Annotated in this window: 20 protein-coding genes; 11 read left to right on the plus strand and 9 right to left on the minus strand. The window is 72.2% G+C overall.

Going from position 1 to position 22,403, the window contains the following annotated elements; genetic code table 11:
• Positions 1-15: 15 nt before the first annotated feature.
• Positions 16-3,267, plus strand: coding sequence for a sacsin N-terminal ATP-binding-like domain-containing protein (locus ACWF79_RS03250; protein ID WP_453726328.1), 3,252 nt, complete (start codon positions 16-18; stop codon positions 3,265-3,267).
• 174 nt (positions 3,268-3,441) lie between these two features.
• Here ACWF79_RS03250 and ACWF79_RS03255 read toward each other — a convergent pair whose 3' ends face one another.
• A complete protein-coding gene (locus tag ACWF79_RS03255; RefSeq protein WP_453726329.1) occupies positions 3,442-5,850 on the minus strand; it encodes an HAD-IC family P-type ATPase in 2,409 nt (802 codons plus the stop codon).
• Between the two features lie 88 nt (positions 5,851-5,938).
• On the minus strand, positions 5,939-6,211 hold the full coding sequence (locus tag ACWF79_RS03260) for a DUF2530 domain-containing protein (RefSeq protein ID WP_453726330.1): 273 nt from the start codon (positions 6,209-6,211) through the stop codon (positions 5,939-5,941).
• 140 nt (positions 6,212-6,351) lie between these two features.
• Between ACWF79_RS03260 and ACWF79_RS03265 the strand changes: the two genes are divergently transcribed.
• Positions 6,352-7,800 carry an NCS2 family permease gene (locus tag ACWF79_RS03265; protein WP_453726331.1) on the plus strand — a complete coding sequence of 483 codons (1,449 nt, stop codon included), beginning with the start codon at positions 6,352-6,354 and terminating at the stop codon, positions 7,798-7,800.
• A 4-nt stretch (positions 7,801-7,804) separates the two neighbouring features.
• Here the strand turns inward: ACWF79_RS03265 and ACWF79_RS03270 are convergent, their stop codons facing one another.
• On the minus strand, positions 7,805-7,999 hold the full coding sequence (locus ACWF79_RS03270) for a ribbon-helix-helix protein, CopG family (protein WP_401437154.1): 195 nt from the start codon (positions 7,997-7,999) through the stop codon (positions 7,805-7,807).
• A 132-nt stretch (positions 8,000-8,131) separates the two neighbouring features.
• On the opposite strand from ACWF79_RS03270, the gene ACWF79_RS03275 reads away from it, so the two are divergent.
• Together ACWF79_RS03275 and ACWF79_RS03280 are read left to right on the plus strand one after the other, a co-directional pair.
• Positions 8,132-8,572 (plus strand): MarR family winged helix-turn-helix transcriptional regulator, encoded by a 441-nt coding sequence (locus ACWF79_RS03275; protein WP_453726332.1) that lies wholly within the window; start codon positions 8,132-8,134, stop codon positions 8,570-8,572.
• 26 nt (positions 8,573-8,598) lie between these two features.
• Positions 8,599-9,936, plus strand: coding sequence for an MFS transporter (locus tag ACWF79_RS03280; protein WP_453726333.1), 1,338 nt, complete (start codon positions 8,599-8,601; stop codon positions 9,934-9,936).
• Between the two features lie 42 nt (positions 9,937-9,978).
• Here ACWF79_RS03280 and ACWF79_RS03285 read toward each other — a convergent pair whose 3' ends face one another.
• A complete protein-coding gene (locus tag ACWF79_RS03285) occupies positions 9,979-10,485 on the minus strand; it encodes a GNAT family N-acetyltransferase (protein WP_453726334.1) in 507 nt (168 codons plus the stop codon).
• Positions 10,486-10,533: 48 nt separating this feature from the next.
• On the opposite strand from ACWF79_RS03285, the gene thpR reads away from it, so the two are divergent.
• On the plus strand, positions 10,534-11,115 hold the full coding sequence (gene thpR / locus ACWF79_RS03290; RefSeq protein WP_453726335.1) for an RNA 2',3'-cyclic phosphodiesterase: 582 nt from the start codon (positions 10,534-10,536) through the stop codon (positions 11,113-11,115).
• 122 nt (positions 11,116-11,237) lie between these two features.
• Here thpR and ACWF79_RS03295 read toward each other — a convergent pair whose 3' ends face one another.
• A complete protein-coding gene (locus ACWF79_RS03295; protein WP_453726336.1) occupies positions 11,238-12,227 on the minus strand; it encodes an aldo/keto reductase in 990 nt (329 codons plus the stop codon).
• A gap of 86 nt (positions 12,228-12,313) precedes the next feature.
• Entirely contained in the window at positions 12,314-12,886 is a 573-nt protein-coding gene (locus tag ACWF79_RS03300; protein ID WP_453726337.1) for a MarR family winged helix-turn-helix transcriptional regulator, read from the minus strand.
• A gap of 34 nt (positions 12,887-12,920) precedes the next feature.
• Between ACWF79_RS03300 and ACWF79_RS03305 the strand changes: the two genes are divergently transcribed.
• Positions 12,921-13,391, plus strand: coding sequence for a carboxymuconolactone decarboxylase family protein (locus tag ACWF79_RS03305; RefSeq protein ID WP_453726338.1), 471 nt, complete (start codon positions 12,921-12,923; stop codon positions 13,389-13,391).
• A gap of 18 nt (positions 13,392-13,409) precedes the next feature.
• Here the strand turns inward: ACWF79_RS03305 and ACWF79_RS03310 are convergent, their stop codons facing one another.
• A complete protein-coding gene (locus ACWF79_RS03310) occupies positions 13,410-14,105 on the minus strand; it encodes a GDSL-type esterase/lipase family protein (RefSeq protein ID WP_453726339.1) in 696 nt (231 codons plus the stop codon).
• A gap of 77 nt (positions 14,106-14,182) precedes the next feature.
• Here ACWF79_RS03310 and ACWF79_RS03315 point away from each other — a divergent pair, with 77 nt between their 5' ends.
• Positions 14,183-15,166 (plus strand): WD40 repeat domain-containing protein, encoded by a 984-nt coding sequence (locus ACWF79_RS03315; RefSeq protein ID WP_453726340.1) that lies wholly within the window; start codon positions 14,183-14,185, stop codon positions 15,164-15,166.
• Here the strand turns inward: ACWF79_RS03315 and ACWF79_RS03320 are convergent.
• Complete coding sequence (locus tag ACWF79_RS03320; RefSeq protein ID WP_453726341.1) at positions 15,132-15,935, minus strand: TetR/AcrR family transcriptional regulator; 804 nt, start codon at positions 15,933-15,935, stop codon at positions 15,132-15,134. The genes ACWF79_RS03315 and ACWF79_RS03320 overlap by 35 nt on opposite strands.
• A 75-nt stretch (positions 15,936-16,010) precedes the next feature.
• Between ACWF79_RS03320 and ACWF79_RS03325 the strand changes: the two genes are divergently transcribed.
• From ACWF79_RS03325 to ACWF79_RS03335, 3 genes are all read left to right on the plus strand, one after another.
• Positions 16,011-17,042: an ATP-binding cassette domain-containing protein gene (locus ACWF79_RS03325; protein WP_453726342.1), complete on the plus strand. Its 1,032-nt coding sequence runs from the start codon at positions 16,011-16,013 to the stop codon at positions 17,040-17,042.
• A complete protein-coding gene (locus ACWF79_RS03330) occupies positions 17,039-17,905 on the plus strand; it encodes an ABC transporter permease (RefSeq protein WP_453726343.1) in 867 nt (288 codons plus the stop codon). Before ACWF79_RS03325 ends, ACWF79_RS03330 begins: the two co-directional genes overlap by 4 nt.
• A gap of 79 nt (positions 17,906-17,984) precedes the next feature.
• Entirely contained in the window at positions 17,985-18,350 is a 366-nt protein-coding gene (locus ACWF79_RS03335) for a hypothetical protein (protein ID WP_453726344.1), read from the plus strand.
• Between the two features lie 66 nt (positions 18,351-18,416).
• On the opposite strand, the gene serC is transcribed toward ACWF79_RS03335, so the two are convergent.
• Positions 18,417-19,535: a phosphoserine transaminase gene (gene serC / locus ACWF79_RS03340; protein WP_453726345.1), complete on the minus strand. Its 1,119-nt coding sequence runs from the start codon at positions 19,533-19,535 to the stop codon at positions 18,417-18,419.
• Positions 19,536-19,585: 50 nt separating this feature from the next.
• On the opposite strand from serC, the gene ACWF79_RS03345 reads away from it, so the two are divergent.
• Positions 19,586-22,399, plus strand: a complete 2,814-nt coding sequence (locus ACWF79_RS03345) for an FAD-binding and (Fe-S)-binding domain-containing protein (protein WP_453726346.1) — start codon at positions 19,586-19,588, stop codon at positions 22,397-22,399.
• Positions 22,400-22,403: the final 4 nt, after the last annotated feature.

Genomic DNA, 22,403 nt, shown 5'->3' on the forward strand with positions numbered 1-22,403 from the left:
CAGAGTGGAGCAGACGTGAGCGTCAGCGTCAGGACGTCGACCGACGGAGCCGACCCCTTCGGCACCGCCCGGCTGCGGAGGGGCGTGCTCGACGCGTGGGGGGCCGGGCCCGCCCGGTTCCGGGAGGACGCCAACGCCGAGGAGGACCTCGCCCTCGGCGGCTACCGCGACCGCCTCGTCGTCGAGCTCGCCCAGAACGCCGCCGACGCCGCCCACAGGGGAGGCGTCACCGGACGGTTGCGGCTCACCCTCCACCCCGCCGGGCCCGACGCCCCCGCGATCCTCGCCGCCGCCAACACCGGCGCCCCCCTCGACGCCACCGGCGTCGAGTCGCTCTCCACACTCCGCGCCTCCGCCAAGCGCGGCGAGCACGGCCAGGGAGCCGTCGGCCGCTTCGGCGTGGGCTTCGCCGCCGTTCTCGCCGTCTCCGACGAGCCCGCCGTCCTCGGCCGGCACGGCGGCGTCCGCTGGTCCCTCGCCGAGGCCCGCGAGCTGGCCGCCGACGCCGCCCGGCACAGCCCCGGCCTCGGGGACGAGCTGCGCCGCCGGGACGGTCACGTACCGCTGCTGCGCCTCCCGCTGCCCGCCGAGGGCACCGCGCCCGACGGCTACGACACCGTCGTCGTCCTCCCGCTCCGGGACTCCGCCGCCGTCGACCTGGCCGAGCGGCTCCTCGCGTCCATCGACGACGCCCTCCTGCTCACCCTCCCCGGCCTCGCGGAGATCGTCGTCGACACCCCGGACGGCGTGCGGACGCTCCGCCGCTCCGAGGCGGACGGCTACGTCCACGTCGCCGACTCCGCGACCGGCACCCACCGCTGGCGGACCGTCACCCACGGCGGCCCCCTCGAAGCCGCGCTCCTGAAGGACCGGCCGGTCGAGGAGCGGCTGCGCCCGTACTGGTCGGTGACCTGGGCCGTGCCCGTGGACGCCGAGGGCGCCCCGCTGTACCCCCGTACCGCCCCCGTCGTCCACGCCCCCACCCCCACCGACGAACCGCTCGGCCTGCCCGCCCTCCTCATCGCCTCCCTCCCGTTGGACACCGCCCGGCGCCACCCCGCGCCCGGCCCGCTCACCGACTTCCTGGTCGAGCGCGCCGCCGACGCCTACGCCGAACTCCTCGCGGACTGGGAACCGGTGTCGGTCGCCACGATCGACCTGGTGCCCGGACCGCTCGGCAAGGGCACCCTCGACGGGGCGCTGCGCGCGGCGATCCTCCAGCGGCTGCCGCGCGTCGCGTTCCTCGCGCCCGAGGCGCCGTCGGAGGACGTGCCCGCGCTGCGGGCGGTGGAGGCCGAGGTCGTGGAGGGGGCGGGGCACGAGACCGTCGCCGTCCTCGCGGAGGTCTTCCCGACCCTGCTGCCCGCCGGGCTCGAACGGCGCGTCGAGCTGCGCACGCTCGGCGTCGGACGCGTGCCGCTGACCGAGGCGGTCGACCGGCTCGCCGGGGTGGACCGGGCGCCGTCGTGGTGGTGGCGGCTGTACGACTCGCTGGCCGGGGTGGACCCCGACCGGCTGACCGGCCTCCCGGTCCCGCTGGCGGACCCGGACGCGGGGGACAGGGCCAAGGAGGCCGACGAGGCCCGAGAGGGCGCCGAAGCCGACCACGCCCACGACACCCACCACGCCGGCGACACCCACCACGCCGGCGACCTGACCCCCGCCGCCCCCACCCGCACCCGGACCACCATCGGCCCCCGCCACGTCCTCCTGCCGCAGGACCGCCGCACCCCCGCCGATCTCACCCGCCTCGGCCTCAAGGTCGCCCACCCGGAGGCGGCCCACCCCCTCCTGGAGAAGCTGGGCGCGCTCCCGGCCACGCCTCGGGCGGTCCTGACGACCCCTCAGGTAAGGGCGGCGGTCGCCGCGTCGCTCGACGCGGGCGAGATCTGGGACGAGGACGCGGAGACGCTTGACGCCGACGAACTCGCCGAGACGGTCCTCGCGCTCGTACGGGACGCGGAGCTGGAGCCCGGCGACGAGCCGTGGCTCGGCGCGCTGGCCCTGCCGGACGAGGACGGGGAGCTGGCGCCCGCCGGTGAACTGGTGCTGCCCGGCAGCCCCTTCGCCGCCGTGATGAGCGAGGGCGAACTCGCCCTGTGCGACGCTGAACTTGCCGAGCGCTGGGGCGAACAGCCCCTCGCCGCCTGCGGGGTGCTCGCCAACTTCGCCCTGGTCCGGGCCACCGACCTCGTCCTCGACCCGGACGAGCTGGAGCCCCGCGAAGGGGACTTCGCCGAGCCCGACGACGCTGGACTGCTCGACGCCGTCGACGTCTGGTGCGAGGACGTCCTCGACCGCCTCCCTGACGCGCCGGTGCCCCCGGTGGCGACCGAGATCGTGGCCGTACGGGACCTGGACCTGGTCGACGACGACGCCTGGCCGCAGGCGCTCACCCTGTTGGCCCGGCCGCCGCTGCGGGACGCGCTGACGCAGCCCGTACGGGTCCTGATGCCGGACGGTACGACCGAGACCGTACGGTCGTACACCGCCTGGTGGCTGCGCGACCACCCGGTCCTCGACGGCCGCCGCCCGGCGGGCCTGCGGGCCGCGGGCACCGACCCGCTTCTGATCGGCCTGTACGACTCCGCCGACGCGACCGGGTTCGAGGACGAGCAGGTCCTGCGGGCCCTCGGCGTCCGCACGTCGGTCTCCGCGCTCCTGGACGAGCCGGGCGGAGCGGCCGAGCTGCTGGCCCGCCTGGCCGACCCGGACCGCGAGGTCTCCGGCGCCCAGCTGCACGCCCTGTACACCGCCCTCGCCGACCTGGACCCCGACCAGGTCACCCTCCCCGACGAGCTGCGAGCGGTCGTGGACGGCGAACTCGTCGTCGTGGACGCCGCCGAGGCCCTGGTCGCCGACGCCCCCGACCTCCTCCCGCTCACGGGCGGCCTCGCCCTCCTCCCGGTCTCCCCGTCCCGCGCGGCGGACCTGGCGGAGCTGTTCCAGGTCCGGCGCCTGAGCGAGGCCGTCGAGGCCGAGGTCACGACGGTCGGCGAGGAACACGACGTCCCGCCCTCGGTCCACGCCCTCCTCGGCCCGGCGACCCCGGACTCGTACGTCGAGCACGAGGAACTCCGCGCGGCGGGCGTCGAACTGGACTGGCGCCGCACCCCCGACGGCACGATCCACGCCGCCACCCTGGAAGGCGTGGCGGCCGGCCTCGCCTGGTCAGCAGGCCAATGGCCCCGCCGCTTCGAGGTCGCCGCCCTCCTGGAAGACCCTTCCCGCACGACGGAACTGGCCCGCGATCGGTGGTTCGACTAGGGTCTTTCGTTTGGATCATGCCGGATCAGGGAGCGGGGTCTGGTGCCGTGGATCGCAAGGCGGAGGAGGGCGCCATGGCGGAGCCATGGCAACCGACGACAACGCGGCGAGGCGCGGTGCCAGGGCCCGCGAGCCCGGCATGATCCAAACGAGAGGCCCTAGGGGCTCACGCGCTCACGCCGGGAACCTGCGGTCCACCCAGCGCCACGCCACCTCCAGGAGGGCCGCGCCCGTTGCCGCGATGGCGACCGCTGTCCACGGCATCGTGACGCCGACCAGCTTGAGGGCGAAGAAGTCCTGGAGCCAGGGCACGACGAGGACGAGGAGGAACGCCCCGCCCATGGTCGCCACCAGGGCGATGCGCCACCACGTGTAGGGGCGGGCGACGATCGCCAGGACCCACATGGAGACCAGGAAGAGGGTCAGCGTCGCCGCGCTCGTCTCGGCGTCCAGCGCGCCCGGGCCGCTGTAGTAGGAGCGTGCGACCAGGTACGTGGCGAAGGTGGCGGCCGCCGCGACGATGCCGCCCGGGATGGCGTACCGCATCACCCGTTTCACGAAGTTCGGCTTCGCGCGCTCCTTGTTGGGCGCGAGCGCGAGGAAGAAGGCCGGGACGCCGATCGTGAGGGTTGAGAGGAGCGTGAGGTGCCTGGGGAGGAAGGGGTATTCGACCTGGCTGCATACCACCAGGACCGCCAGGAGGACCGAGTACACCGTCTTCGTCAGGAAGAGCGTCGCCACGCGTGTGATGTTGCCGATCACCCGGCGGCCCTCCGCGACCACCGACGGCAGCGTCGCGAAGGAGTTGTTCAACAGGACGATCTGGGCCACCGCCCTCGTCGCCTCCGAGCCCGAGCCCATGGAGACGCCGATGTCGGCGTCCTTGAGCGCGAGGACGTCGTTGACGCCGTCGCCGGTCATGGCGACCGTGTGGCCGTGGGACTGCAGCGCGCCGACCATGTCCCGCTTCTGCTGCGGGGTGACCCGGCCGAAGACCGCGTTGCGGTCGAGCTCGTCGGCCATCGCGGACTGCTCGGTGGGCAGTCGGCGGGCGTCGATGGTGTTCTCGGCGCCGGGCAGGCCGAGCTTGCCCGCGACCGCGCCGACCGAGACCGCGTTGTCGCCGGAGATGACCTTCGCGGCGACGTTCTGGTCCGCGAAGTACGCGAGGGTGTCGGCCGCGTCGGGCCGCAGCCGCTGTTCGAGGACGACGAGGGCGGTGGGGCGCGCCTCGGCGGCGACCTCGGGCGAGTCGAGCTCGCGGGTGGTGCGGGCGAGGAGGAGGACCCGGAGGCCCTGCTCGTTGAGGTGGTCGATCTCGGTGAGCGTGGGGTCCCCGGCGGGCAGCAGCACGTCGGGCGCGCCGAGCAGCCAGGAGGAGGAGTCGCCGTCGCCCTCGCTGAAGGCCGCGCCGCTGTACTTGCGGGCCGAGGAGAAGGGCAGCGACTCGGTGCAGCGCCAGTCCTCCGCGTCGGGATAGGCGTCGATGATGGCCTGGAGGGAGGCGTTGGGGCGCGGGTCGGACTCGCCGAGGGCGCCGAGGACCTTCCGTACGTACGTCTCGTCGCTGCCGTTCAGCGGGCGCAGTTCCGTGACGTCCATGCCGCCCTCGGTGAGCGTGCCCGTCTTGTCGAGGCAGACGACGTCGACGCGCGCCAGGCCCTCGATGGCCGGGAGCTCCTGCACGAGGCACTGCTTGCGGCCGAGGCGGATCACCCCGATCGCGAAGGCGACGGAGGTGAGGAGGACGAGTCCCTCGGGGATCATCGGGACGATGCCGCCGACGGTCCGGGCGACGGAGTCCTTGAAGTTGGTGTCCTTGACGACGAGCTGGCTGATGATGAGGCCGATCGCGGTCGGGACCATCATCCACGTCACGTACTTGAGGATCGTGGAGATGCCGGAGCGCAGCTCGGAGTGGACGAGCGTGAAGCGGGAGGCCTCCTCGGCGAGCTGGGCGGCGTACGCCTCGCGCCCGACCTTGGTGGCGGTGAACGCGCCGCCACCCGCGACGACGAACGAGCCCGACATCATCGTGTCGCCGGGCTTCTTGACGACCGGGTCGGCCTCGCCGGTGAGCAGCGACTCGTCGACCTCCAGGTTGTCGATCTCGGCGACCTCTCCGTCGACGACGACCTTGTCGCCGGGGCCGAGTTCGATGAGGTCCCCGAGGACGATCTCGGAGGTGGAGACCTCGGTGGCGAGTCCGTCGCGGCGGACGGTGGGTCTGGCCTCGCCGATGACGGCGAGCCCGTCGAGGGTCTTCTTGGCGCGCAGTTCCTGGATGATGCCGATGCCGGTGTTGGCGATGATCACGAAGCCGAAGAGGCTGTCCTGGATCGGCGCCACGAAGAGCATGATCACCCAGAGCACGCCGATGATCGCGTTGAAGCGGGTGAAGACGTTGCCGCGGACGATGTCGGCGGTCGAGCGGGAGCTGCGGACGGGTACGTCGTTGACCTCGCCGCGCGCGACGCGTTCGGCGACCTCGGCGGAGGTGAGTCCGGCGGCCCGGTGGACGACGAGTGGTTCGTCCGCGGTGTTCCCGCCGCCGCCGGTGTCGATCTTCGCCCGCTGAGTCATGTTTTCGACGGTACGACCGGAAGCGGTCGTTCACCCGCCGAGAAGGGCGAAGATCCGACCAGGGGAGGACCGGAATGGTCCCCCGGTACTACGGAGCGGAAGCCTCCGTGGAGCGGGCCGCCTCCGCGCGCTTGATCGCGGCGTCGCGCTTGCGTACGTACCAGATGCCGATCAGTCCGAGGCCGGCTCCGGCCAGGCACGTCCATACCCACCAGGTCAGGTCGCGGTCGTCGAACCAGCCGTAGAAGGGGACCTGGACGAGGAAGAGTACGAACCAGAGGATCGTGCCGCCGGTGATGGTGGCGACGACGGGCCCCTCCAGGGGCTCGGGTGCCTCGTATTTGGGGGTCCACTTCGCCATGCGGTCAGTCTAGGCGGCCGGAAATGGGTTCTACGCGCGGAGATGGACTCCCGCTCGTTCATGTGTTCATACTGAAACGGTTTGCCTCCGGCGGGCTTCCTTCGTATGAACCGCCAATTACCACCCCCACGAGGAACCCCATGAGCACCACGGCCACCGCCAAGGCCACGCCCCCTTCCCCCCAGGGTGGCGGCCACGTCTCCGGTCTCGACCGCTTCTTCAAGATCTCCGAGCGCGGCTCCACCGTCGCCCGCGAGGTCCGCGGCGGTTTCGCCACCTTCTTCGCGATGGCCTACATCATCGTGCTGAACCCGATCATCCTCGGCAGCGCCAAGGACATGTACGGGCACCAGCTCGACGGCGGCCAGCTGGTCACCGCGACCGTGCTCACCGCGGCCTTCTCGACGCTCCTCATGGGCGTCATCGGCAACGTCCCGATCGCCCTCGCGGCCGGCCTCGGCGTCAACACGGTCGTCGCGCTCCAGCTCGCGCCCCGCATGTCCTGGCCGGACGCCATGGGCATGGTCGTCCTCGCCGGCATCGTCGTGATGCTGCTGGTCGCGACCGGCCTGCGCGAGCGCGTGATGAACGCGGTCCCGGTCGGCCTGCGCAAGGGCATCGCGATCGGCATCGGCCTGTTCATCATGCTCATCGGCCTCGTCGACTCGGGCTTCGTCTCCCGTATCCCCGACGCCGCGCACACCACCGTCCCGCTCCAGCTCGGCGCCGACGGTCACCTCTCCGGCTGGCCGGTCCTGGTCTTCGTCCTCGGCACGCTGCTCACCCTCGCGCTGATCATCCGCAAGGTGCCGGGCGCCATCCTCATCTCCATCGTCGTCATGACGATCGTGGCGATGGTGATCAACGCCGTGGCGGAGATCCCGTCCTGGGGTCTGACCACCCCGACCTGGCCCGGCAACCCGGTCGCCTCGCCCGACTTCGGCCTCGTCGGTCAGGTGAGCCTGTTCGGCGGGTTCGAGAAGGTCGGGATGCTGACCGGCGTCCTCTTCGTCTTCACCGTGCTGCTGTCCTGCTTCTTCGACGCGATGGGCACCATCCTCGGTGTCGGCGACGAGGCGAAGCTGATGGACAAGGACGGCAACTTCCCCGGCATCAACAAGGTCCTGCTGGTCGACGGCCTGGCCGTCGCCTCCGGCGGCGCGACCTCGTCCTCCGCCACCACCTGCTTCGTGGAGTCCACGGCCGGCGTCGGCGAGGGCGCCCGTACGGGCCTCGCCTCGGTGGTCACCGGTGCGCTCTTCTCGGTGGCGCTGTTCCTCACGCCGCTCGCCACGATGGTCCCGTCCCAGGCGGCGACGCCCGCGCTGCTCGCGGTCGGCTTCCTGATCCTGGCCGGTTCGGTCAAGGACATCGACTGGAGCGACTTCACCATCGCGGTGCCGGCGTTCCTGGCGATGGTGATGATGCCGTTCACGTACTCGATCACGAACGGCATCGGCATCGGATTCATCGCGTTCAGCGTGCTGCGGCTCGCGGCGGGCCGGGGCCGTGAGGTCCCGGTGGCGATGTACGTCGTGTCGGCGGTCTTCGTCTTCTACTACGCGATGCCGGCCCTCGGCCTCACGTGATCCCTCAGGTGACGGGCTTCGTCAGCCCGTAGAACTTCTCTGTCTCGTCGACGGCCGACTGGAACCGTTCGTCGAAGTCATCGCGGATGAGCGTCCGGACCACATAGTCCTGGACGCTCATTCCGCGTTTGGCGGCGTGTCCCTTGAGACGGTCGAGCAGCTCACCGTCGATGCGCAGGCTGAGCACGGTCGATCCCATGCCAGTCAGGGTCGCGGCACGGACGGGCCCGATGCGTCACTTTCCGGATCCATCTCACTCGTACGGGTGACAGATTCCGTCACGGGCATCCCGAGTGGTATTTAGCCCGTCTAATGAGTTAAGCTAAGGAACATGCCTGACCTGTCCCACGGCACCGCCGACGCCGCCGCCGTGAACGCGCTCCGCTCCGCCGTCATGCGCCTCAGCCGACGACTCAAGCACCAGCGCGTCGACGAGTCGCTGAGCCCGACCGAGATGTCGGTGCTCGGCACCCTGGCCCTCTGCGGCTCCGCCACCCCCGGTGAGCTGGCCCGCAAGGAACACGTCCAGCCGCCGTCGATGACCCGCATCGTCGCGCTGCTCGAAGCCAAGGGACTGGTCCGGCTGGAGCCTCACCCCGACGACCGCAGGCAGAAGGTCGTCACCCAGACCGAGCGGGCCGAGACCATGCTCGAAGAGTCCCGCCGCAAGCGGAACGTCTGGCTGGCCTCCCTCGCCGAGGGGCTCGACGATGACGAATGGGCCAAGCTTCGCGCCGCCGCCCCCGTCCTGGAGAAACTCGCACACCTTTGACCCCTACGCCGAGGAGGCGACGCACTTTGAGTACGGGACCCGGAGCAGACTCCGCACCCGTCCATGAACCCGATACCCACACCCGCGGGCGGGGGGAAACCTTCTCCTCACTCCGCATACGCAACTACCGGCTGTTCTTCACCGGTGCCATCGTCTCCAACACCGGCACCTGGATGGCCCGCATCACCCAGGACTGGCTGGTCCTGAGCCTCACCGGCTCGGCCGCCGCCGTCGGCATCACCACGGCGCTGCAGTTCCTCCCGATGCTGCTCTTCGGTCTGTACGGCGGAGTCATCGCCGACCGCTACCCGAAGCGGCGCATCCTCCTCGTCAGCCAGGCCGCCCTCGGCCTCTGCGGACTCGCGCTCGCCGCCCTGACGCTCTCCGGCCACGTCCAGGTCTGGCACGTCTACCTGATCGCCTTCCTGCTCGGCATGGTCACGGTCGTCGACAACCCGACCCGGCAGTCCTTCGTCTCCGAGATGGTCGGCCCCGACCAGCTGCGCAACGCCGTCTCGCTGAACTCCGCGAACTTCCAGTCCGCCCGGCTCGTCGGCCCCGCCGTCGCCGGTCTGCTGATCGCCACGATCGGCAGCGGCTGGTCCTTCCTCCTGAACGGCCTGTTCTTCCTCGCCCCGCTCGCCGGGCTGCTCCTCATGCGCCCCGCCGAGTTCCACAAGGTGGAGCGCGCACCGCGCGGCAAGGGCCAGCTGAGGGAGGGGCTGCGGTACGTCGCCGGGCGGCCGGAGCTGATCTGGCCGATCGTCCTCGTGGGCTTCGTCGGCACGTTCGGCTTCAACTTCCCGATCTGGCTCACCGCGTTCTCCGGGGAGATCTTCCACGTGGGCGCGGGGACGTACGGCTTCCTGAACACCCTCATGGCGGCCGGTTCGCTCGCGGGCGCGCTCCTCGCGGCCCGGCGCGGCTCCACACGGCTACGGACGCTGGTGGTCGCGGCGGTCGTCTTCGGCGTCCTGGAGATCGCGGCGGCGCTGTCGCCGGCGTTCTGGCTGTTCGCGCTGCTGCTCGTGCCGATCGGAATGTTCGGCCTCACGGTCAACATCACCGCCAACTCGGCCGTCCAGCTGGCGACGGACCCGGTGATGCGGGGCCGGGTCATGAGCCTCTACATGATGGTCTTCGCGGGCGGCACGCCGATCGGCGCACCGCTGCTGGGCTGGATCACGGACACGTACGGCCCGAGGGTCGGCTTCGCGACGGGCGGCCTGGTCTCCCTCGTGGCGGCGTCCACGATCGGCCTGATCCTCGCCCGCGTCGGCGGCCTGAAGATGGACCTCGGCTGGCACCACGGCCACCCCACGGTCCGCTTCGTCCCGCGGGAGCGGCTGGCGGCGGCGGCGTAGGCCTGGAAGGGCGGGGGCGGGGCGGCACCCCGCCACCGCCCTTCACACCCGGAGCTCCAGAACCTGCCCCGGCCAGTCGCCCACCATGAAGGACTCCGTCCTCGTGAACCCCTGGCGCTCGTAGTACGCGACCAGGCGGCCCTCGCTGCCCGCGAAACAGTCCACGCGGAGCAGGGAGAGGCCCTGGCGGCGGGTCTCGTCCACGGCGTGGGCGAGGAGCGCCGCGCCCACACCACGGCCGTGGAAGCGCGCCTCGGTCGCCAGCAGGTGGACGTACGCCTCCGGCTCGTCCGCCGGCGTGACGTACGACCCCGGATACGGGGTCAGGGTCAGGGTGCCCGCCGGTACGCCGTCGATCTCCGCGATCCACGGGGTGCCCTCGCCCACGATCCTCTCGACCAGCTCCACGGCCTTCGGGCGCGCGGACCACGGCTCGGTGCCCCACTGGGCGGTGATGCCCCGTCCGTTCAACCACACGACCGCGCTGTCGAGCAGCGCGAGTATCGCGGGGACGTCCTCGGCCCCGCCCTTCCTGATATTGATCTCCATCCGGCCGAGGCTAGCGGGTGTCCCGCTAACCGCTGCCACACTCTCCCCATGAGGCTTTTCGCAGCCGTGCTGCCGCCCCGGGAGCAGCTCGCCGAACTCGCCGGGGCCGTGGACCGCCTGGCCCACCTGCCCGGCGCCGACGCGCTCCGCTGGACCTCCCGGCCCGGCTGGCACTTCACGCTCGCGTTCATGGGCGAGGTCGACGACGAACTGGTCCCCGACCTGCGCACCCGGCTCGCCCGCGCCGCCCACCGCACGGAGCCGTTCGGCCTGCGCCTCCACGCGGGCGGCCACTTCGGCCGGGCGGTGCTGTGGACGGGGGCCGCGGGAGACCTCGACGCGATGCGCCTGCTCGCCGAACGCGCCGACGCCGCCGCCCGCCGCGCGGGCATCCCGATGGACGAGCACCGCCGCTACCACGCCCACCTGACCGTCGCCCGCGCACGCGACGGAGCCGACCTGCGCCCCTTCGTCGACGCGCTCGCCCCCTTCGAGGGCACCCGCTGGCAGGTCTCCGAGCTGGCCCTCGTCCGCAGCAACCTCCCGGGCGGCGGCACACCGGGGGAGCACCCGCGGTACGACACCGTCGACACATGGCCCCTGGGCGGGGCGGTGGAGCCCCCGGGTTAACCTCGTTACGTGGACCCGAAGACCCGTAACCGGATCATGGCCGGTGTGCTTGTGCTGATGTTCGCGATCGTCGCGGTGTCGTCGGTGCTCGGCCAGTAGGCGGCCGAGCACCTGACGGCCGCCTACCAGGCGAACGCCTCCGGCGAGGGGCCCGGGCCCGGGAAGATCTCGTCGAGGCCGGTCAGCAGCTCGTCCGGGAGCTCCAGCTCGACCGCCCGCAGGGCGCCCTCCAGCTGCTCCGCCGTGCGCGGGCCGACGATGGGGCCGGTCACCGTGGGGCGGGTGAGCAGCCAGGCGAGGCCGACCTCGCCCGGTTCGAGGCCGTGCTTCTCCAGCAGGTCCTCGTACGCCTGGATCCTGGCGCGCGAGGCCGGGTCGGCGAGGACGTCGGCCGCCCGGCCACTCGCGCGCCGGCCGCCTTCCTCCTGCTTCTTGATGACGCCGCCGAGCAGCCCGCCGTGCAGCGGGGACCAGGGGATGACCCCGAGGCCGTACTCCTGCGCGGCGGGGAGCACCTCCATCTCGGCGCGCCGCTCGAACAGGTTGTACAGGCACTGCTCGCTGACGAGACCGACCATGCCGCGCCGGGCGGCGGCCTCGTTGGCCTGGGCGATCTTGTAGCCGGGGAAGTTGGAGGACGCGGCGTAGAGGATCTTGCCCTGCTGGATCAGGACGTCGATCGCCTGCCAGATCTCCTCGAAGGGGGTCAGGCGGTCGATGTGGTGGAACTGGTAGACGTCGATGTGGTCGGTGCCGAGCCGCTTGAGGGAGGCGTCGACGGCGCGGCGGATGTTCAGGGCGGAGAGCTTGTCCTCGTTGGGCCAGGTGTCGCCCTCGCGGGACATGGAGCCGTAGACCTTGGTGGCGAGGACGGTCTTCTCGCGCCGCCCCCCGCCCTGGGCGAACCAGCTGCCGATGATCTCCTCGGTGCGGCCCTTGTTCTCGCCCCAGCCGTAGACGTTGGCGGTGTCGAAGAAGTTGACGCCCGCGGCGAGCGCGGCGTCCATGATCGCGTGGCTGTCGGCCTCGTTCGTCTGCGGGCCGAAGTTCATCGTGCCGAGGACGAGTCGGCTGACCTTGAGTCCGGTGCGTCCGAGCTGCGTGTACTTCATGGTCCCCAAGCCAACGCCTTGGAGCGCGCTCCAGGCAAGGGGGTTCCTGGGAAGGCCCGTTGACCGCGCGCGGGTGCCTGCCGCCGTCACGCGCCGCCGAGCCAGCTGGTGGCGTCGAGGCGGTACGTGGTCTCCGGCGGGACGACCTGGCGGAGGGCGTTCTCGATGTCCCGTACGTGTGCGGCGCCCAGGGTGCTCGTCCACTCCGCGCGCAGCTCGTCGAAGATCGCGGCCGAGCGGGCGAGGGCGTCGAGGCCGTGCGGGGTGAGGCGGACGAGCTTGCGGCGGGCGTCGGCGGGGTCGTCGGCGCGTTCGGCGTACCCGAGGGCGAGGAGGCGGTCGACGGTCTTGCCGGCGGCCTGCTTGGAGACGCCGAGGTGGCGGCCGATGTCGCTGGCGGTCGCGCCCCGGGGCCCGCCCGCGGCGATGGCCTGGAGGGCGAAGCCGTGCGCGGGGCGGAGGTCGGGGTGGCCCTGGCGGGAGAGTTCGGCGTGGAGCCGGTCGATGAGGGTGCGGAAGCCGGCGAAGAGGAGGAGGGGGAGCTCGAATCCGGGCACGGCTTCGCCTGCGCGGGGCTCGCGGGCGTCCCTCCTGCGGGATTTCCCCTTGCCCTCATCGACAACCTGGTTTACGTTTCTCGCATCGAACTGGTCAACCATGTTGACGATTCTACTCTCTTCCTCAGGAGCCGCCTTGTTCACCGATCACACCGTGGAGACCGCGCCCGCCGCCTCCCGCCCCTCGATGGAGGGCGTGGCCGCCGCCTGGGGGCAGCTTCCGCAGGCCGTGGCCCGCATGGCCGAGTCCCCGCACGCGCTGGACGGCTTCTTGAAGATGAGCGCGCTGTTCGAGGACACGACCCTCGACCCGCACTCCCGCGAGACGGTCGTCCTGACGGTCGCCGAGCGCAACCAGTGCCATCTGTGCATCCGGCTGCACGAGGCGAAGCTCGCCAAGCTCGGCCCGGCCGAGAACCCCGAACGGCTCGACGCCGTACGGCGGTTCACGCACCAGGTCCTCGCCGCTGCCGGAGCTGTGAGCGACGAGGACCTGGAGGCGTTCTTCGGTTGGGGCTACACCCGCCGGAACGCTCTGGAGGTCGTCCTCGGCATCGGCGCGTACACGCTGTCGACCATGGCGAACCGGCTGACCCGGTCGGCCTGAGCCTCACCTGCCGCTCCGTCAGAGGCCGTCCGTGCGAGGGGTGTACGGGCCGCCGAGCCCCCACGCCTGATGCATCGCCGAGGCGAAGGCGGCCGCGAGTTTGTGCTCGCCGGAGGGGCCGGGGTGCGTGCCGTCGTACGTGTCCGTGTCGAGGTCGTACGTCGCCGGTGTCGTCGCGAGCAGCAGCGGCGACGCGCCCGTGTCCAGGTCGGCGACGGCCTTCGCGAGCAGCTCGTTGAAGCGCTCGCACTCGGCGGCGAAGGGCGCGTCGTACGTGGCGCGGACGTTCGGGATGACCGGCATGACGACGATCCGGACGTGCGGGTTGGCGGCACGGGCGGCGGCGACGAAGGCGCGCACGTTGTCGGCGGTCTGGGCGCTGTTGGTGTAGAAGCCGAGGTCTATCAGGCCCAGGGAGACCAGGAGTACGTCCGCCCCGGTCGCGGCGACCGTCTCGCCGATCAGCGGCGCCATGTGCAGCCACCCCTCGCCCCAGCCGGCCAGATGACGGCGGGCGGGCGCGGGGAAGTCCGGGTCGGCGTAGGCGTGCGAGAGGGGCGCGTCGGCGCCGGAGTCGTACAGCTCGGTGCGCGGTCCGACGATCTCGTACCGCCCGGGCAGCACGGTGTCGAGGTGCTGCCACATCCGGTAGCGCCAGGTGTGGTCGCCGGCCTGTCCGATGGTGCAGCTGTCGCCGACGAACATGAAACGCATGGCCCCATCATCCCGGAGCCCGGCCGTGGCCTGCGACGTGATCCCGGCCACCCCGCGCGCATGGCAGGCTTGAGGGCATGCGATCTCTCCTGGGCGCCGTCGGTGCCGCGACCGTGGTCCTGGCCCTGGCGGCCGCCCCCGCCATGGCCGCCGAGGGCGCGGACCAGGATTTCAGGATCAAGGACGCCCGGATCAAGGAGTCCAGCGGCATCGCCGCCAGCCGCGCCCACCCGGGCGTCTACTGGACGCACAACGACCAGGACGCCCCGCTGATCTACGGCATCGACTCCCGTACCGGCGAGACGGTCGCGACGCTCACCATGAAGGGCGTCGGCACGCCCCGCGACATGGAGGCCATCTCCGTCGGCCCGGACGGCGACATCTACGTCGGCGACATCGGCGACAACAGGGACGGCACCTGGGACCACGTCTGGATCTACCGCTTCCCCGAGCCCAAGCGGCTCGGGGACCAGACGGTCAAGGCGAAGCAGTACGACGTGAAGTACGCCGACGGGCCGCGCAACGCCGAGGCGCTGATGGTCCATCCGAAGACCGGCCGGGTCTACATCGCCAGCAAGAACGAGAACACCGGCGGCCTCTACGCGGGCCCGGAGCGGCTCTCGACCTCCGGTACGAACGTCTTCCGGCGCGTCGGCGACGTGCCGTGGGTGACCGACGGCGCGTTCTCGCCGGACGGCGAACGGCTTCTGCTGCGCGGCTACTTCAGCGCCAGGGAGTACGACTGGAAGGGCGGCCGCCTCGACGGCGACGGTACGAGCGTGGGGGCGCCCTTCCAGGGGCAGGCGGAGTCGGCGACCTACACGACGGACGGCTCGGCGATGATGTTCGGCTCCGAGGGCGTGAACAGCGGTGTCGTCCGGGTGGACCGGCCCGAGGTCGAGCGCCCGACCGGGAGGACCCCCGGCGCGACGCCGCCGAAGGAGTCGGGCAGCACGCCCGCGACCCCCGAGGAGCGGGGGAACTTCACCCTCGGCGTGATCGTCCTCGGCACCGCGACCGCTCTGGTCATCGGCGCGAAGCGCCTCCTGCGCCGCCGCTGACGCCTCCTGCGCCGTCGCTGGAGTCCTTGGCCGCCTCGACCCGGCCGACGAGGGTTTCGAAGCCGTCGAGGAGGCGGTCGAGGCCGAAGGTGAAGTGGTCGAAGTCGCGGGCGAAGGTGTCGTCGGCGAGGGCCGCCATGTGCGGGTAGTCGCCGGAGGCCATCGCCCTTTCCAGGAAGGGCTGTTGCCTCGTCCAGAACTCCTCGTCGCTCACGCCCGTCTCCTTGGCCGCCTCGACGGCCTGGATCTCCATCCGCGCGATGCCCGCGACATAGCTCTGCACGGTGATGACGACCCCGATGGTCTCGGGGTCGCTCAGCCCCATGCCGTGCGGCCCCTTCAGGCCCGAGAGGCAGAGTTCGAGACCGCGTAGCGCGCTCGGGCCGAGGACCGAGCGGGCCTGGTTGACGCGGAGCAGCCAGGGGTGGGCCTGGTAGAGCTCGCGGTAGGAGCGCGCGAGCTTCTCGACGGTGTCGCGCCAGTGGGTGGGGACCTGCGGCTCGTCCTCGAAGGACTCGCCCTGCACGCGGTCGAGCATCAGGTCGAGCAGCTCGGTCTTGCCGGGGACGTACCGGTAGAGGGACATCGTCCCGACGCCGAGCTCCGTCGCCACGCGCCGCATGGAGACGGCGTCGAGCCCCTCCGCGTCGGCGACGGCGACGGCGGCCGTGACGATCCGGTCGAGGGTGAGGCCCGGCTTGGGGCCGCGGCTGGGGCGTTCGCCCGTGCCCCAGAGGAGATCCAGGCTGCTCGTCGTCGCGTCCTTCATGGCCTCACCCTAAAACTGAGTACACCGTACTCTGAATCGGGTACGGTGTACTCAGTTTCGCTGAGCGGAGGTTCCATGCAGCAGCACGTGTACGAACACGCGGTCCTCACCGAGGGCCTGCGCAAGCAGTACCGAGGCAAGGGGAGGAGCAAGGGCGCCGGCACCCCCGCCCTCGACGGCCTCGATCTCGCCGTCCGCCCCGGCACGGTCCACGGCCTCCTCGGGCCCAACGGAGCCGGGAAGACCACCGCCGTACGGGTCCTCGCCACGCTCCTGACCTCCGACGGCGGCCGCGCCGAGGTCGCCGGGATCGACGTCGCCCGCGAACCGCGCGCCGTCCGCGCCCGTATCGGTCTCGCCGGGCAGTACGCCGCCGTGGACGAGGGCATCAGCGGCCGGCAGAACCTGGAGCTGTTCGGCCGCCTCTTCCACCTGGGCGCCCGCCGGGCCCGCGCCCGCGCCGTCGAACTCCTCGACCGCTTCCAGCTCACCGAGGCCGCCGACCGGAACGCGGACACCTACAGCGGCGGGATGCGCCGCCGCCTCGACCTGGCCGCCTCGATGATCCTGGCGCCCGACGTCCTCTTCCTGGACGAGCCGACCACCGGACTCGACCCGCGCGGCCGGGGCGAGGTCTGGGACGCCGTCCGCGCCCTGGTCGCGGGCGGGACGACCGTGCTGCTCACCACCCAGTACCTGGACGAGGCCGACCGGCTCGCCTCCCGGATCACCGTCATGGACCGGGGCCGCGCCATCGCCGACGACACCCCCGACGGGCTGAAGGACCGGGTCGGCGGCGACCGGATCGAGGTCGTCGCCGCGGACCCCGCCGACCTGCCCGCCGTACGCGAGGTCCTCGCCCGCGTGGCCACCGCCGAACCGGCCGTGGACGAGGGTGAACGGCGCGTCCACGCCCCCGTCACCGACCGGGTCGCCGCCCTGACGGAGGTCGCCCGAAGCCTTCAGGACGGACGGATCGCGGCCGAGGACATCGGCCTGCGCCGCCCCAGCCTGGACGACGTCTTCCTGACCCTGACGGGCCGCCCCACCACCGACGGGCCGGGAGAGGCGACCCGCCCCGACGACGAAGGAGCCGCAGCCGCATGACGACGACCGCCGCCACGAACCCGAACCCGACGCCCACCCTCACCCCGCGGCCCCCGGTTCCGGTCATGAGCCGGGGCCGCGCCTACTGGGCGCTGGCCGACTGCGCCACCCTCGTCCGCCGCACCCTGCTCAACTACCGTCGCCATCCCGTCGCCATCGTCTGGCAGCTCGGCTTCCCCATCGTCTCCGTCCTCCTCTACGGCTTCGTCTTCGGCAGCGCGATGGTGGTGCCCGGAGGCGGCGACTACAAGGACTTCCTCATGCCGGGGATGTTCACCATGACGATGGCCTTCGGTCTCATGAACACCGCCTCCGCCGTCGTCGCCGACTCCGGCAAGGGAGTCATGGACCGGTTCCGTTCCATGCCGATGGCCCCCTCCGCCGTCACCACCGGCCGTGGCGCCTCCGACCTGCTGATCGCCTCCGCCGAACTCGCCATCCTCGCCGCCACCGCGCTCGCCATCGGCTGGACCTCCGACGGCGGCGTCGGCGGCACGCTGCTCGGCTTCGCCCTGCTGCTCCTGCTGCGGTTCAGCCTGATCTGGGTGGGCGTGTGGTGCGGGCTCGTGCTGCCGAACACCGAGGCGGCCGGCGCGCTCTACGCGGTGATCTTCCCGGTCACGATGATCTCCAGCGTGTACGTGGCGCCCAGCCTGATGCCCTCGTGGCTGGCGCCCGTGGCGGCCTGGAACCCGATCTCCTCGACGGTCGCCGCCACCCGCGAACTCTTCGGCAACCCGGGCGCGGCCGGGGCGAGCTGGGTGGAGCAGCACGCGGCCTTGATGGCGTTCGTCTGGCCGCTGGCCATCACGGCCGTCTTCCTGCCGCTGGCGGTCCGCAGGTTCCAGCGGCTCAGCCGCTGACCTGCGGCTCCTCTCCCCGCGTCGACCCGGTGCGGCCGCGGGTCGAGACTGGAAGGAGACCATCGGCCGTGGAGGCATCATGACGGGATTCACTCGCGAGGACACGCCTGTCGCCATGGAGGGCGACGGCCTGGACTTCCGTATGCAGGAGGCCGGGGGCGACATGAGCGTCGCCTTCATCCACCTCCCGAAGGGCACCGACATGGCGCCGGCGCTCAAGGGCCTGGAGGGCGACCTGTGCCAGTGCCCCCACTGGGGGTACGTGCTCAAGGGCCGGATCAGGATGCGGACCGCTTCGGGCGAGGAGACGTACGAGGCCGGCCAGGCGTACTACTGGGGGCCCGGTCACGCCCCCGAGGCCCTGGAGGACGTCGACATCGTCGAGTTCTCGCCGACGGCCGAGTTCAACGCCGTGATCGACCACGTGAAGGCGCAGGCGGGGTGAGCGCACGGACGCACGAGGGCCCGGCATCGACCATGTTCCGATGCCGGGCCCTTCGTACGTGAATGGCTAGAGCTTGTCGATCACGTAGTCGATGCAGGCCGTCAGGGCCCGCACGTCCGCCGGGTCGATCGCCGGGAACATCGCGATCCGCAGTTGGTTGCGGCCCAGCTTGCGGTACGGCTCGGTGTCCACGATGCCGTTGGCGCGCAGCACCTTGGCGACCGCCGCCGCGTCGACGTCCTCGGAGAAGTCGATCGTGCCGATGACCTGCGAGCGCTTGGCCGCGTCGGTGACGAACGGCGTCGCGTGCTTGGACTCCTCGGCCCAGGTGTACAGCGCCTGCGAGGACTCCTTCGTCCGGGCCACGGCCCAGTCCAGACCGCCCTGGCCGTTGATCCACTTCAGCTGCTCGTTGAGCAGGAAGAGGGTCGACAGAGCCGGGGTGTTGTACGTCTGGTTCTTCAGCGAGTTGTCGATCGCCGTCGGCAGGGAGAAGAACTCCGGGATGTGCCGGCCCGACGCGTGGACGCGGGCCGCCCGCTCCAGGGCGGCGGGGGAGAAGGCCGCGAGCCACAGGCCGCCGTCGGCGGCGAAGGACTTCTGCGGGGCGAAGTAGTAGACGTCCGTCTCGGTGATGTCGACCGGCAGGCCGCCCGCGCCGGAGGTCGCGTCGACCAGGACGAGCGCGCCCTCGTCGGCGCCCGCGACCCGCTTGACCGGGGCCGCGACACCCGTGGAGGTCTCGTTGTGCGTGTACGCGTACACATCGACGCCCGCCTCGGCCACCGGCTCCGGGTGGGTGCCCGGGTCGGAGGAGATCACGGTCGGCTCGGCCAGCCAGGGGGCCAGCTTCGCGGCCTTCGCGAACTTGGAGGAGAACTCGCCGAAAGTGAGGTGCTGCGACTTCGACTCGATGAGCCCGTGGGTCGCGATGTCCCAGAAGGCGGTGGAGCCGCCGTTGCCCAGGATCACCTCGTAGCCCTCGGGCAGCGAGAAGAGGTCGCGCACGCCGGCCCGTACCTCGCCGACCAGGTTCTTGACCGGAGCCTGGCGGTGGGACGTGCCGAGCAGGGAAGTGCCGGTGGCGGCCAGGGCGTCCAGCGCCTCCGTACGCACCTTGGAGGGGCCCGCGCCGAAACGGCCGTCGGCGGGCTTGATGTCAGCGGGAATCTGGATCTCAGCCACGAGGCGGAGCGTATCGGGTCGGACCGCACACGGCCGACGATGTCCGCCGGATGAGACGCCAGGTGAGACATCCTGGCGTTGTGCGAAAACACCACGAGCGGTCCGAGCTGGAGGCGGCGCTGCGTGCGGCCGTGACGGGAGACGTCGACTTCGGCGCCAAGGCGAGGGCCCTGACGACGATGGACGCGTCCAACTACCGCCGGGTGCCGACGGGTGTGGTCGCGCCCCAGGACGCAGCCGACGTGGCGGCGGCGCTCGCGGTCTGCCGCGCGCGGGGCGTACCGGTCGTGGCGCGGGGCGGCGGCACGTCGATCGCGGGGCAGGCGACGGGTACGGGGGTGGTGCTCGACTTCACCCGCCACATGCGCTCCGTGGTGTCCGTGGACCACGAGGCGCGGACGGCGGTCGTGCAGCCGGGGGTGGTCCTGGACCGGTTGCGGGACAGGGTTCGCCCGTACGGGCTGACCTTCGGCCCCGATCCGTCCACCCACAGCCGGTGCACGCTCGGCGGCATGATCGGCAACAACGCGTGCGGCGCGCACTCGGTGGCGTGGGGCACGACCGCCGACAACGTGCTCGGCCTTGACGTCCTCACCTACGCAGGCGCCTCGCTCCGCCTCGGGCGGGACTGGCAGGGCGCGCCGGCGGGGCTGCGGGAGCTGGTGGACCGGAACCTGGCGCTGCTGCGGACCGGGTACCCGGAGGGGCTGCCGCGCAGGATCTCCGGGTACGCGCTGGACGCGCTGCTGCCGGAGCGGGGCGGGGACGTGGCCCGGCTGCTCTGCGGGAGTGAGGGGACGCTCGGGGTGGTGACGGAGGCGACGGTACGGCTGGTCCCGCTGCCGGCCGCGCCGGTCCTGGTGGTCCTCGGGTACGCGGACGAGAGCGCGGCGGCCGACGCGGCGGCGGGGCTGCTTCCATGGGGGTCCCCCCGCTCGAGCGAAGCCGGGAGTGGGGGAAGGCCGCTGACGGTGGAGGGGATGGCCGAGGACCTGGTGCGGGGCGCGGCGGGGGCCGCGCTGCTGCCGCGCGGGGGTGCGTGGCTGTTCGTGGAGGTCGACGGGGAGACGGCGGCGCGCGAGCTGGCGGGCGCGGCGGACGCGCTGGACTCCGTACTGGTCGTGGATCCGGCCCGGCAGCGGGCGCTGTGGCGGATCAGGGAGGACGCGGCGGGGACGGCGACGCGGATGCCCGGGGGCACCTCCCTGACGGGGTCTGGGGGAGGTGTCACGGAGGCCTGGCCGGGGTGGGAGGACTGCGCGGTGCCGCCGGCGCGGCTGGGTTCGTACCTGCGGGCGTTCCGTGCGCTGCTGGCGGAGTACGGCCTCCGGGGAACCCCGTACGGGCACTTCGGGGACGGCTGCATCCACGTCCGTATCGACTTCGACCTGTACACGTCGGCCGGGGTGGGCCGTTTCCGGGAGTTCTCGGGGGCGGTGGCGGAGCTGGTCGTGGCGCACGGAGGCTCGCTGTCGGGCGAGCACGGGGACGGCCGGGCGCGGGCGGAGCTCCTGCCGAAGATGTACGGCTCCGAGCTCGTGGGTCTCTTCGGCGCGGTGAAGGACCTGTGGGATCCGGAGGGGGGCCTGAATCCGGGGATGCTGGTGCGGCCGGGGCGGCTGGACGAAGGCCTGCGCTTCACGGGCCTGCCGGTCGAGGCGCGGGACGTCGCACGCTGTGTGGGGGTGGCGAAGTGCCGGGTGGAGGGGCCGACGTCGGGTCCGGGGGTGATGTGTCCTTCGTACCGTGCGACGGGGGAGGAGCAGCATTCGACGCGGGGCCGGGCGCGGCTGCTGCACGAGATGGCGCTGGGTGAGGTGATCACGGACGGCTGGCGCTCGGAGGAGGTGCGGGAGGCGCTCGACCTGTGTCTGTCGTGCAAGGGGTGCCGGAGCGACTGTCCGGTGGGCGTGGACATGGCCGCGTACAAGGCGCGGTTCCTGGACCGGCACTACGCGGGCCGGCGGCGGCCGTGGTCGCACGTGACGATGGGGCGGTTGCCGCAGTGGCTGCGGCTGTTCGGCCCGGCGCTGAACCTGGCGCGGATGCTGCCCCGCGGGGCGGCGGCCCGGCTGGCGGGGATCGCTCCGGAGCGGGAGCTGCCGAGGGTGGCGTCGCGGACGTTCGTGTCGTGGTTCGGGACGCGGCTGGAGACGGCCTCGGACGTGTGGCTCTGGCCGGACACGTTCACGAACCACATGGCGCCGCAGGTGGGCCGGTCGGCGGTCCGGGTCCTCGAGGCGGCGGGGGTACGGGTGGGGCTGCCGCCGGGGCGGGTGTGCTGCGGGCTCACGTACGTCTCGACGGGGCAGCTGGACCGGGCGCGGAAGGTGATGCGCGGGACGCTGGACGTGCTGGACGCGGCGCCGGAGCATCCGGTGGTGGTCCTGGAGCCGTCGTGCGCGGCGACGTTGCGGACGGACCTGCCGGAGCTGCTGCCGGAGGACCCGCGGGCGGAGCGCCTGGCGGCGTCGGTGCGCACGTTCGCCCAGGCCTTGGAGGAGTTCGCCCCGGCGTGGGAGCCGCCGCGCCTTGACCACCCGGTGGCCGGTCAGACCCACTGCCACCAGCACGCGGTCCTGGGCGACGCGGCCGAACGCCGTCTGCGGGAACGCGCGGGTCTGACGGGTGACCTGAGCGGCGGCTGCTGCGGCCTGGCGGGCAACTTCGGCTTCGAACCGGGCCATTACGAGGTCTCGGTGGCCTGCGCGGAGGACCAGCTGCTTCCGGCGGTGCGTGCGGCGGACGACAACGCGGTGCTCCTGGCGGACGGCTTCTCCTGCCGCACCCAGCTCGCCGAGCTGGCGGGGCGCCGGGCCCGTCAATTGGCGGAAGTCCTCGCGGAGGCGCTCCGCGAGCAGTAACATA

The sequence above is a fragment of the Streptomyces sp. NPDC054975 genome (assembly GCF_053609105.1).

What these genes read in the sequence shown, in the direction of transcription:
- ACWF79_RS03285 (WP_453726334.1), bottom strand. Translation starts at nt 10,485, where the DNA reads ATGGAGATCAATATCAGGAAGGGCGGGGCCGAGGACGTCCCCGCGATA.
- ACWF79_RS03325 (WP_453726342.1), top strand. Translation starts at nt 16,011, where the DNA reads ATGCAGCAGCACGTGTACGAACACGCGGTCCTCACCGAGGGCCTGCGC.
- ACWF79_RS03275 (WP_453726332.1), top strand. Translation starts at nt 8,132, where the DNA reads ATGCCTGACCTGTCCCACGGCACCGCCGACGCCGCCGCCGTGAACGCG.
- ACWF79_RS03335 (WP_453726344.1), top strand. Translation starts at nt 17,985, where the DNA reads ATGACGGGATTCACTCGCGAGGACACGCCTGTCGCCATGGAGGGCGAC.
- ACWF79_RS03270 (WP_401437154.1), bottom strand. Translation starts at nt 7,999, where the DNA reads ATGGGATCGACCGTGCTCAGCCTGCGCATCGACGGTGAGCTGCTCGAC.
- ACWF79_RS03310 (WP_453726339.1), bottom strand. Translation starts at nt 14,105, where the DNA reads ATGCGTTTCATGTTCGTCGGCGACAGCTGCACCATCGGACAGGCCGGC.
- ACWF79_RS03295 (WP_453726336.1), bottom strand. Translation starts at nt 12,227, where the DNA reads ATGAAGTACACGCAGCTCGGACGCACCGGACTCAAGGTCAGCCGACTC.
- ACWF79_RS03265 (WP_453726331.1), top strand. Translation starts at nt 6,352, where the DNA reads ATGAGCACCACGGCCACCGCCAAGGCCACGCCCCCTTCCCCCCAGGGT.
- ACWF79_RS03330 (WP_453726343.1), top strand. Translation starts at nt 17,039, where the DNA reads ATGACGACGACCGCCGCCACGAACCCGAACCCGACGCCCACCCTCACC.
- ACWF79_RS03315 (WP_453726340.1), top strand. Translation starts at nt 14,183, where the DNA reads ATGCGATCTCTCCTGGGCGCCGTCGGTGCCGCGACCGTGGTCCTGGCC.
- ACWF79_RS03260 (WP_453726330.1), bottom strand. Translation starts at nt 6,211, where the DNA reads ATGGCGAAGTGGACCCCCAAATACGAGGCACCCGAGCCCCTGGAGGGG.
- ACWF79_RS03320 (WP_453726341.1), bottom strand. Translation starts at nt 15,935, where the DNA reads ATGAAGGACGCGACGACGAGCAGCCTGGATCTCCTCTGGGGCACGGGC.
- thpR (WP_453726335.1), top strand. Translation starts at nt 10,534, where the DNA reads ATGAGGCTTTTCGCAGCCGTGCTGCCGCCCCGGGAGCAGCTCGCCGAA.
- ACWF79_RS03300 (WP_453726337.1), bottom strand. Translation starts at nt 12,886, where the DNA reads ATGGTTGACCAGTTCGATGCGAGAAACGTAAACCAGGTTGTCGATGAG.
- ACWF79_RS03255 (WP_453726329.1), bottom strand. Translation starts at nt 5,850, where the DNA reads ATGACTCAGCGGGCGAAGATCGACACCGGCGGCGGCGGGAACACCGCG.
- ACWF79_RS03345 (WP_453726346.1), top strand. Translation starts at nt 19,586, where the DNA reads ATGAGACGCCAGGTGAGACATCCTGGCGTTGTGCGAAAACACCACGAG.